This window comes from Streptomyces sp. KLMMK (assembly GCF_036961605.1).
Classification (GTDB): domain Bacteria; phylum Actinomycetota; class Actinomycetes; order Streptomycetales; family Streptomycetaceae; genus Streptomyces; species Streptomyces telluris.
The window spans coordinates 1-8,607 of sequence record NZ_JBAMDC010000282.1 but is presented as its reverse complement, the minus strand read 5'-3'; the positions used below and the strand labels follow the sequence as shown (position 1 = coordinate 8,607).

The window sequence follows — 8,607 nt, the reverse complement described above, 5'->3', positions numbered from 1 at the left end:
GTGCCGCCCTGCGCCACCACCCGCAGCATCCCCTCCGCCTCCTCGGCGCCGAGCCGCAGGGCGGGATCCTTGCGCAGCAGCCCCTCCAGGACGGGCGCGAGCGCCCCCGCCCGCACGGGCGCCGGGAGCTGCTGGTCCACCACGGCCCGCATGGTGGAGAGCGGGGTGTCCTGACGGAAGGGGGAGACGCCCTCCACCGTCGCGTACAGCGTCACCCCGAGGGACCAGAGGTCCGACCCCGGCCCCGGCGGATGCCCCAGCGCCCGCTCGGGGGCCAGGAACTCGGGCGAACCCACCAGCTCTCCGGTCCGGGTGAGCGCCGAGCTCCCCTCGACCGTCGCGATGCCGAAGTCGGTGAGGACGACACGCCCGTCGTTGGCGAGGATGACGTTTCCCGGTTTTACGTCCCGGTGCAGCACGCCCGCCGCGTGCGCCCCCCGGAGCGCGGAGAGCACACCGGCGCCGATGTGCGCCGCGCGCGCCGGGGCCAGAGGGCCCTCGGCCTCCAGGACGTCGGCCAGGGACAGGCCGCGCACCAGCTCCATGACGATCCAGGGCCGCCCGTCCTCGGAGACCACGTCGAAGACGGTGACGACATGGGGGTGCGAGATGCGCGCCGCGGCCCGGGCCTCGCGCTCCAGGCGCACGTACAGCTGCCGGATCTCGTGCTCGAGCAGGCCCGACGGCGCCCGGACCTCCTTGACGGCCACCTCGCGGTCGAGCACTTCGTCCCGCGCGCGCCACACCACGCCCATGCCGCCCTGGCCCAACCGCTCCAGCAGCCGGTAACGGCCCGCCACCACCCGGTCCGGCGGCACCGCTGCGCCCTCCGGACCGCCCCCGAACGTCCCGCTCATCGACGGGCCCCCTCCACCAAGAGAGCGATTCGGGGTGAATCTACCGCAACGGAGCGTGATCGCCCCCTCTTCTGCATATCCTTGTCCCGCTAACTCGCCCACAGTGACGGCAGGTTCACGCCAGCCCTGTCAACGCCCTTGACGGAGTGGTGAATCCGCCCCGCCGATGCGCGGGTGACGGAATGGGGCGGTAGGGTTACCCTGCCTGAGCCGGGTGCCTCGTTCGGGTGGGGAGTCTCAATGGATCAGATAGCAATGCGCGGCAGGCCACGGGTGCCTGCCATCAGCTGCAACAGCGGTGCGTCCAGCGCGCGCCTCGACCGCCATCTGGCGGTACTGGGCGGGCCTGCCGTGCCCCAGCGCGAAGTCGAAGGGGCGACCCTGCTGATGCGCGAGCTGACCACGCGTGATCACACGCGCACCAAGCAGAGCCGGACCGCGAAGGTCTCCCTCTTGGCGCCGCTCAGACGCCTGCGCCGCTCCCTCTTCGGCAACCACGACTGAGCCCCGCCCCGAGCGCAGCGCCCCGCAGCCGTTCCGTCATCGACAGCGACACCGGTGCGACGCCGTCGGCCCTCCACCCTCTCCCCAGGGCGCGGCCGTACGGCGCCGTGGCATGTCCGGGCCCGTCTCCGGCCGTGCGGCGATCAGGCTGAGTCCCGTGCGTACCGCCGCACCGTGAGCGGCACGAACACCGCGAGCAGCAGCAACGCCCAGCCGGTCGCCGCCAGGACGGGGTGCGCGACCGGCCAGGACGCGTCCGCCGCGGCGGGGCCGTTGCCGAAGAGCTCCCGGCAGGCGGTGGTGAGCGCGCTGATCGGGTTCCACTCGGCCACGGTGCGCAGCCAGCCCGGCATGCCCTCGGTCGGCACGTAGGCGTTCGACAGCAGCGGCAGCATGAAGGTCGCACCGGCCATCTGGCCCGCGGTCTCCTCGTTCCCGAGCACCAGGCCCAGGTAGTGGCCCAGCCAGGCCGTGACCAGCCGGAAGAGCAGCAGCAGCGCGAAGGCGCCCGCGGCGTCGGCCGCGCTGCCCTCGATCCGCCAGCCGACGGCGAGCCCGCACAGCACCAGCGGCACCATGCCGATTGCCGCGAGCGTCACGTCCGCCGCCGTCTGCCCCGCCGGAAGCGCGAACCGGCTCATGGGCAGGGTGCGGAAGCGGTCCATCACCCCGCGCTGGGAATCCTGCGCGGATGCCAGCATGGATGTCATCACTCCGTTGACGGCCGTCACCGCGAACAACCCCGGTACGAGGTACGCCCGGTAGTTCGCGCCCCCTTCCAGCGCCACTGCGCTGCCGAAGACATAACCGAAGAACAGCAGCATGGTCACGGGCATGGTGAGCGTGATGACGAGCAGCCCGGGCACGCGTCGCATGCGGCGGAGGTGACGGCCGAGTACGGCCCAGGTGTCGGACAGCGCGAGGGTGCTCATGCGGCGGCCTCCCCGGCTCCGGCTCCGGCCTCGGTCCCGGTGCGGTGGTCCGCGCCCGAGGTCAGGTGCAGGAAGACCTCGTCCAGCGTGGGCCGGCGCAGGCCGGCGTCGGCGAGGGGGACGCCCGCCGCGTCGAGTTCGCGCACGAGGTGAGGGAGCGTCAGGTCGTGGTCGGTGGTGACCGCTGCGGCCGCGCGCCGCCCGGTGTCGAGCACCGGCTGCCCGCCGGTGAGCCGGGCCAGGACGGCCGCCGCGTCCGCGAGCGCCTCCTCCTCCGCGACGACCACCTCGGCGCGGGCGCCGAGCCGGGCCTTGAGCTGTGCGGGGGTGCCCCGTACGGCGGCCCGCCCGTGGTCGATCAGCACGACGTCGTCGGCCAACTGATCCGCCTCCTCCAGGTATTGCGTGGTGAGCAGCACGGTGGTGCCGTGTCGCGTCAGTTCGCGGACGGCGTCCCAGATCGCGCTGCGGCTGGCCGGGTCGAGGCCGGTCGTCGGCTCGTCGAGGAAAAGCACGCGGGGCTTGGTCAGCACGCTCGCGGCGAGGTCGAGCCGGCGGCGCATGCCGCCCGAGTAGGTGCGGGCCGGGCGGTCGGCGGCGTCCTCGAGGCCGAAGTGGTCCAGCAGGACGTCGGCGCGGTCGCGCGCGGTCGCACGCCCCAGCCGGTGCAGACGGCCGAACAGCCGAAGGTTCTCGCGGCCGGTCAGATCGGCGTCCACGGAGGTCGCCTGGCCGGTCACCCCGATGGCGCGGCGTACGTCCCGGGGTGCGCGCACCACGTCGTGCCCGGCGACCCGCGCGGTGCCCGCGTCGGGCCCGATGAGCGTGGTCAGGAGGCGGACGGCGGTGGTCTTGCCCGCGCCGTTGCGCCCCAGCAGGGCGCAGACGCTTCCTTCGGGCACGGCCAGGTCGAGCCCGCGCAGCGCGCGGACGTCCCCGAACCGCTTCTCCAGTCCCTCACTATGTACAGCGTACGTAGTCATGGCGCGACCCTATCCCACTACGTACGTCGTACGTAACTAGGATGGTGGGCGAGGTGATGTGATCCATGGCAGCCAGCGGCCGCACGGCCAACCCCGAGGTCATCTGGGCGCGCCCCGAACGCGCGGCCCGGGGCCCCCGCCCCGCGCACACCCGCGCCGAGATCGCGGCCGCGGCCGTGCGCGTCGCGGACGCGGAGGGACCCGAGGGCGTCTCGATGCGCCGCGTGGCCGCCGAGACCGGCTGCGCCACGATGTCGCTCTACAACTACGTCCCGCGCAAGGAGGACCTGTACGAGCTGATGGTCGACGCCGTCAGCGCCGAGTACGACCTCTCCGCGGCGCCCTCGGGCGACTGGCGCGCCGACGCGCTGGCCCTCGCGGGGCAGACGCGCGCCCTGATACACCGCCACCCCTGGCTGCCGCGGCTGATGTCGCCCGCCCACGGCTTCAGCCCGAACGCCCTGCGGTACCTGGAGCACTTCCTGTGGGTGCTGGAGCCCCTCGACGCCGAGGGGGGCACCAAGATGGAGCTCATCTCCATGGTCAACGGGCTTGTCTCCACCTACGTGGTCAACGAGCTCTCCGAGGCCGAGCGGGCCCGCACCTCGCCCTTCCCGCCCGGTCAGGAGCACGCCGCACGCATGGCCCACCTGGCGCGCGAGCTCTCCGGCGGCGCCTACCCGCGCCTGGCCGGTGTCCTCGGCGCGGGCTTCGCCGCCGTGGACCTCGACGCACAGTTCGAGCGCGCCCTCGGCCGGGTGCTCGACGGCTTCGCCCCGGGGCGCGCCGGGGGGTGTCAGTCGGCGTCCGCCTCCAGCGTGACGCTGAAGGAGAACCGGTCGCCCCGGTAGCGGATCCGGGCCACGTCCACCGCCCGGCCCGAGGCGTCGTACGTCACGCCCGTGTAGTGCAGGATCGGGCTCAGCAGCGGCACCTGCAGCAGCCGTGCCGTCTCCGGGTCGGCCAGGCGGGCCTCGACCGTGTCGGTGATCCGGCTGATCCGCACGCCCACCGCGTCCCGCAGCACCTTCGTCATGGGCCAGCGCGCCAGGTCCGCCAGGTCGATGCGCTCGGCGAGCTCGGGGCGGACGAGGTTCTCCGCCCAGTTCGTCGGCTCGCCCGACTCCCCGTCGCAGCGCAGCCGGCGGAAGACCACCGCCTCCTCCAGGTCGGGGAAGTGCTCGCCCAGCTCCGCCGGGACCGCCGCCGGCCCGTGGCCCAGCACGGTGGTCTGCTCGCCGGACTGCTGCGCCACGATCGCGTCCACCGAGCCGAGCAGCCGCACGGGGGAGACCCGCCGGGCGCTCGGCTCGATGAAGGTGCCGCGCCTCCGGTGCCTGCTGATCAGCCCCTCCGCCTCCAGCTCCTTCAGCGCCTGCCTCATGGTCAGCACGCTCACGCCGTAGTGCTCGGCGAGGGCGTCCTCGGTGGGCAGACGCAGCGGGTCGCTCGGGCAGCGCCCGAGTATCGAGGCGCGCAGCGACTGCGACACCTGGTACCACAGCGGCAGCTTGCGGTTGAGCGCCAGGGAGTCGGGGGCGAAGGTGGTCACGGTCACGGGCACTCCGGCTCGTACGGCGTCACGGGCGGGGCTGGCGGAAATGACGCTCCAGACCCTGCCACACGTCGTCGTAGCGCGTCTGGAGATGGCCGGCGGTCCGGGCCTGCTCCGTCGCGGTCACGGGCCAGCGCGTCTCGAACATGAAGGCCAGGCCGTCGTCCACCTTCTGCGGCTGCAGCTCGGCCGCGCTCGCCTTGTCGAAGGTGTCCCGGTCCGGGCCGTGCGCCGACATCATGTTGTGCAGCGAGCCGCCGCCCGGGACGAAGCCGCCCTTCCCGGCGGCCTTCGCGTCGTAGGCGCCCTCGATGAGGCCCATGTACTCGCTCATCACGTTCCGGTGGAAGTACGGCGGCCGGAAGGTGTCCTCGCCCACCAGCCAGCGCGGCGCGAAGACGACGAAGTCGACGCCCGCCAGGCCCGGGGTGTCCGACGGGGACGTCAGCACCGTGAAGATCGACGGGTCCGGGTGGTCGTAGCTGATCGAGCCGATGACGTTGAAGCGGCGCAGGTCGTAGACGTACGGGACGAGGTTGCCGTGCCAGGCGACCACGTCCAGCGGCGAGTGGTCGTACGTCGCCGTCCAGAGGTTGCCGCAGAACTTGTTGACGACCTCGACGGGGCCCTCGACGTCCTCGTACGCGGCCACCGGGGCGAGGAAGTCGCGCGCGTTCGCCAGTCCGTTCGCGCCGATCGGCCCCAGGTCGGGGAGGGTGAAGGGCTGCCCGTAGTTCTCGCAGACGTAGCCGCGGGCGGTGGCGTCCAGCAGCTCCACCCGGAAGCGCACCCCGCGCGGGATCAGGGCCACGTGCCCGGGCTCGGCCCGCAGCAGCCCGAACTCCGTGCGCAGCAGCAGCCCGCCGCGCTCGGGCACGATGAGCAGCTCGCCGTCGGAGTCGCTGAACACCCGGTCCGTCATCGAGGCGTTCGCGGCGTAGAGGTGGACGGCCATGCCCGCGCGCTGGGTGACGTCGCCGTTGCCGCCCAGGGTCCACAGGCCGGCCAGGAAGTCCGTGCCTGCGGCCGGCTCGGGCAGGGGGTCCCAGCGCAGCCGGTTGGGGTCGGGCACGGCGTCGGCGAACGGCGCGCTCGCCAGGTGACCGTTGCCGGTGCGGGCGAAGGGCGGGTGCGCGGCGGAGGGCCGGATGCGGTAGAGCCACGACCGGCGGTTGCTGTGCCGGGGCTCGGTGAAGGCCGTGCCGCTCAGCTGCTCCGCGTACAGCCCGAGCGGGGCCTGCTGCGGGGAGTTGCGCCCTTCGGGCAGAGCCCCCGGGACGGCCTCGCTGCTGTGCTCGTTGCCGAAACCGGCCGAGTGGGCGAGGCCCTCGGCGGCCTTCCGCGCCTGCTCGTTGCCCGTACCGCTCATCGCGTGCTCCCAGCGCCGATGGATTCCTATGGGAGACCGTAGGATTCCCGGCGGGGTGCGTCAATGGATCAGCGCGGGAAACGGGCGGCCTGCTTCTCCCTACTTCTTCGCGTACCCCACCATGCGCAGCGCCAGGTCCGCGTACAGCTCGCCCACCTCGTCCGGCGTGCGCTTGCCCTCGGCGTTGAACCACCGGGCGACGTCGATGCACAGCGACAGCACCGCCAGCGTCGTCCCCGGCACGTCCGGGGTGCCGAAGTCGCCCGAGGCCACCCCGTCCTCGACGATGGTGCGCACCGCGGCGTCGGTGTCCCGGCGCAGGGCGACGATCTCGGCGTAGTGCTCCTCGCCCAGCGCCCCCAGCTCGTACTGCACGACCCGTGCGGTGGTGTGGTGCTCGGCGTGCCAGCGGACGAAGCACCGCACGGCCTCGGAGAGGCGGTCGGCCGGGCTGCCGCCCGAGTCCCGCGCCCGGCGCAGGATGTCCAGGGCGAGCCGGTGGCCGACGCTGCTGATGCGGTAGAGCAGCTCTTCCTTCGTCTTGTAGTGGATGTAGAGCGCGGCGGGGCTCATGCCGGCGCGGCCGGCGATGTCGCGGGTGGTGGTGGCGTGGTAGCCGCGCTCGGCGAAGGCCTCCACGGCGGCGATCACCAGCCGCCGCGCGGCGTCGGGCGTGACATCGGCCCACTGCCCGCTCTGCTGCCCCTCCGCACCCATCCCACGCCCCGCTCTCCCGGCCCGCCCCGGGCCCTGCGCCCGCGGAACGAACACCATACCCCGAGGTGAGCAAGCGCTTAGGGAGATGGGGAGCGGTCCGGTGCGCTACGGCCGCAGCGCCCGCATCAGCAGGTCCGCGAGGTGCCCGGCGACCTGCCCGGCGCTCAGCCGGCCCTCCGCGTGGTACCAGGCGCCCAGGTGGTGGACGGAGCCGAAGTGGTAGTCCACGACCAGGTCCGCGGGGGTGGCCGAGGAGAAGACCCCGGAGCGCTGGCCCTCCTCGACCAGGGCCCGGAAGCGCTCGTGGTAGCGGCGCCGCTCCGCCCGCACCTGCGCGAGCTTCTCGGGGCCCAGGTGGTGCATGGACCGGAAGAAGATCTTCGTGTCGTCGAGGTTCTCGATGGTGGTGACCACCACGTCGGCCGCCGCCTCCCGCAGCCGCTTCTCCACGGGCGCGTCCGAGCGGGCGAAGCAGTCCAGCCGCTCCTGCTGCAGGCGCAGCACGCGCGCGTACACCTCGTGCAGCAGGTCGTCCTTCGAGCCGAAGTAGTGGTAGAGAGCACCCTTGGTGACGCCCGCGGCCTCCACGATCTCCTGGACGGACGTGCGGTCGTAGCCCTGGTCGGCAAAGAGCCGGGTGGCGGCCGCGAGCAGCCGCTGCGGCACCGGCCACCCGCCCTCCACCACCACGCTCACAGGTCCTCTTCGAGCTTGCGCTGGAGGTGGTTCATGCCGCGCAGCCAGCGGTCGGGGTCGGTGGCGCGGGCCGCGTAGTAGTCGGCGACCTCGGGGTGCGGCAGGATCAGGAAGCGGCCCGCCGCCATCCCCTCGAAGAGCGCGTCGGCGACCTGCGCCGGCTCGATCGCCGTGGGCACGAGCACCAGGTCCCCGGCCGGGCCGGTGCCGCGCAGCATGTCCGTCCGCACGCCCTGCGGGCAGATGGCGTGCACGTCGATGCCGCAGTGGCGGTAGGTGAGGGAGAGCCATTCGGCGAAGGCGAGGGCGGCGTGCTTGGAGACGCTGTACGGGGCCGAGCCCAGCATCGTGAGCAGCCCGGCCGCGGAGACCGTCGCCACGAAGCGGCCGCTGCCGCGGTCGAGCCACTCCGGCAGCAGCTTGCGCGCCGCCCGCACGTGGGCCATGACGTTGACGTCCCAGGCGGTCTCCCAGAGGTCCTCCTCGGCCTCGGGACCGCCCGCGGGGGCCACGCCCGCGTTGGCGCAGTAGACGTCGACGCGGCCGCCGAGCGCCTCGCGGGCCGCCTGTACGACGTCGGAGGCGTCTCCCGGGACGGCCGTGGCGCCGATCTCCGCCGCGACCGCCTCCGCCTTGGCGGCGTCGAGGTCGTTGACCGCCACCCGCGCGCCCTCGGCCGCGAACCGGCGGGCGAGCGCGGCGCCGATGCCGCCCCCCGCTCCCGTGACGACGACTCCCGCGTCCCGCACAATGCCCACGCTCGGTCTCCCTCGGCTCGGCTGCACCGCGCAGACTAACCAGTCGGTATGTGACGGGGGAAGAGGCCGGAACACGTCCGCAGGCGCGCCCTCCGGCTGCGTCCTCCCGGGTGACGTCCCCCGCACCCCCGGCCTGAACTGCGGCGCGGCCCGGTCCGTCGAGGCGGTACCGCCGCGGTCACGCCGTACTGTCCGTGCCCATGCGGCACTCTTCCGGGGGACGCCCCCCGCACGCA

The 8,607-nt window shown here is 73.5% G+C and carries 10 protein-coding genes; 2 read left to right on the top strand and 8 right to left on the bottom strand.

The window, feature by feature from the left end; genetic code table 11:
- Nucleotides 1-857 (bottom strand): serine/threonine-protein kinase (locus tag V7793_RS28200; RefSeq protein WP_336011466.1); only part of this gene is annotated, 857 nt, incomplete at its 3' end.
- A 240-nt stretch (nt 858-1,097) separates the two neighbouring features.
- Here V7793_RS28200 and V7793_RS28195 point away from each other — a divergent pair.
- Entirely contained in the window at nt 1,098-1,361 is a 264-nt protein-coding gene (locus tag V7793_RS28195) for a hypothetical protein (protein WP_168092356.1), read from the top strand.
- Nucleotides 1,362-1,504: 143 nt separating this feature from the next.
- Here V7793_RS28195 and V7793_RS28190 read toward each other — a convergent pair whose 3' ends face one another.
- Together V7793_RS28190 and V7793_RS28185 are read right to left on the bottom strand one after the other, a co-directional pair.
- Nucleotides 1,505-2,293: an ABC transporter permease gene (locus V7793_RS28190; RefSeq protein WP_336011464.1), complete on the bottom strand. Its 789-nt coding sequence runs from the start codon at nt 2,291-2,293 to the stop codon at nt 1,505-1,507.
- Nucleotides 2,290-3,276, bottom strand: a complete 987-nt coding sequence (locus V7793_RS28185) for an ATP-binding cassette domain-containing protein (RefSeq protein ID WP_336011462.1) — start codon at nt 3,274-3,276, stop codon at nt 2,290-2,292. Before V7793_RS28185 ends, V7793_RS28190 begins: the two co-directional genes overlap by 4 nt.
- 65 nt (nt 3,277-3,341) lie before the next feature.
- Between V7793_RS28185 and V7793_RS28180 the strand changes: the two genes are divergently transcribed.
- Nucleotides 3,342-4,127 carry a TetR/AcrR family transcriptional regulator gene (locus V7793_RS28180; protein WP_336011459.1) on the top strand — a complete coding sequence of 262 codons (786 nt, stop codon included), beginning with the start codon at nt 3,342-3,344 and terminating at the stop codon, nt 4,125-4,127.
- On the opposite strand, the gene V7793_RS28175 is transcribed toward V7793_RS28180, so the two are convergent.
- The 5 genes from V7793_RS28175 to V7793_RS28155 all read right to left on the bottom strand — a co-directional run bounded on the left by V7793_RS28175 (nt 4,073) and on the right by V7793_RS28155 (nt 8,371).
- The gene (locus tag V7793_RS28175) at nt 4,073-4,828 is read right to left on the bottom strand and encodes a GntR family transcriptional regulator (protein WP_336011470.1); all 756 of its coding nucleotides are present in this window, start codon (nt 4,826-4,828) and stop codon (nt 4,073-4,075) included. The two genes, V7793_RS28180 and V7793_RS28175, sit on opposite strands and share 55 nt — an antisense overlap.
- 28 nt (nt 4,829-4,856) lie before the next feature.
- Nucleotides 4,857-6,200: a homogentisate 1,2-dioxygenase gene (gene hmgA / locus V7793_RS28170; RefSeq protein WP_336011456.1), complete on the bottom strand. Its 1,344-nt coding sequence runs from the start codon at nt 6,198-6,200 to the stop codon at nt 4,857-4,859.
- Nucleotides 6,201-6,299: 99 nt separating this feature from the next.
- The gene (locus tag V7793_RS28165; RefSeq protein WP_336011452.1) at nt 6,300-6,917 is read right to left on the bottom strand and encodes a TetR/AcrR family transcriptional regulator; all 618 of its coding nucleotides are present in this window, start codon (nt 6,915-6,917) and stop codon (nt 6,300-6,302) included.
- Nucleotides 6,918-7,022: 105 nt separating this feature from the next.
- A complete protein-coding gene (locus V7793_RS28160) occupies nt 7,023-7,613 on the bottom strand; it encodes a TetR/AcrR family transcriptional regulator (protein ID WP_336011450.1) in 591 nt (196 codons plus the stop codon).
- Nucleotides 7,610-8,371 (bottom strand): SDR family oxidoreductase, encoded by a 762-nt coding sequence (locus tag V7793_RS28155; RefSeq protein ID WP_179080247.1) that lies wholly within the window; start codon nt 8,369-8,371, stop codon nt 7,610-7,612. Before V7793_RS28155 ends, V7793_RS28160 begins: the two co-directional genes overlap by 4 nt.
- Nucleotides 8,372-8,607 lie beyond the last annotated feature (236 nt).

Excerpts from the sequence above, each read along its gene's own strand:
- V7793_RS28195 (WP_168092356.1), top strand. The coding sequence starts at position 1,098 with ATGGATCAGATAGCAATGCGCGGCAGGCCACGGGTGCCTGCCATCAGC.
- V7793_RS28190 (WP_336011464.1), bottom strand. The coding sequence starts at position 2,293 with ATGAGCACCCTCGCGCTGTCCGACACCTGGGCCGTACTCGGCCGTCAC.
- V7793_RS28185 (WP_336011462.1), bottom strand. The coding sequence starts at position 3,276 with ATGACTACGTACGCTGTACATAGTGAGGGACTGGAGAAGCGGTTCGGG.
- V7793_RS28180 (WP_336011459.1), top strand. The coding sequence starts at position 3,342 with ATGGCAGCCAGCGGCCGCACGGCCAACCCCGAGGTCATCTGGGCGCGC.
- hmgA (WP_336011456.1), bottom strand. The coding sequence starts at position 6,200 with ATGAGCGGTACGGGCAACGAGCAGGCGCGGAAGGCCGCCGAGGGCCTC.
- V7793_RS28165 (WP_336011452.1), bottom strand. The coding sequence starts at position 6,917 with ATGGGTGCGGAGGGGCAGCAGAGCGGGCAGTGGGCCGATGTCACGCCC.